At 46.1% G+C, this 750-nt stretch carries 1 pseudogene; it reads left to right on the top strand.

Annotation, left to right across the window (positions count from 1 at the left end):
* Positions 1-600: 600 nt before the first annotated feature.
* Positions 601-750: pseudogene (locus tag IO95_RS07040) on the top strand (TEM family class A beta-lactamase); the annotation flags it as partial.

The raw sequence follows: 750 nt of genomic DNA, 5'->3' as shown, positions 1-750 counted from the left end.
TGAATGGCGAATGGGACGCGCCCTGTAGCGGCGCATTAAGCGCGGCGGGTGTGGTGGTTACGCGCAGCGTGACCGCTACACTTGCCAGCGCCCTAGCGCCCGCTCCTTTCGCTTTCTTCCCTTCCTTTCTCGCCACGTTCGCCGGCTTTCCCCGTCAAGCTCTAAATCGGGGGCTCCCTTTAGGGTTCCGATTTAGTGCTTTACGGCACCTCGACCCCAAAAAACTTGATTAGGGTGATGGTTCACGTAGTGGGCCATCGCCCTGATAGACGGTTTTTCGCCCTTTGACGTTGGAGTCCACGTTCTTAATAGTGGACTCTTGTTCCAAACTGGAACAACACTCAACCCTATCTCGGTCTATTCTTTTGATTTATAAGGGATTTTGCCGATTTCGGCCTATTGGTTAAAAAATGAGCTGATTTAACAAAAATTTAACGCGAATTTTAACAAAATATTAACGCTTACAATTTAGGTGGCACTTTTCGGGGAAATGTGCGCGGAACCCCTATTTGTTTATTTTTCTAAATACATTCAAATATGTATCCGCTCATGAGACAATAACCCTGATAAATGCTTCAATAATATTGAAAAAGGAAGAGTATGAGTATTCAACATTTCCGTGTCGCCCTTATTCCCTTTTTTGCGGCATTTTGCCTTCCTGTTTTTGCTCACCCAGAAACGCTGGTGAAAGTAAAAGATGCTGAAGATCAGTTGGGTGCACGAGTGGGTTACATCGAACTGGATCTCAAC

Source organism: Serratia sp. DD3 (genome assembly GCF_000496755.2).
The sequence above is the reverse complement of the archived record's forward strand: the minus strand, read 5'-3'. Positions and strand labels throughout refer to the sequence as shown.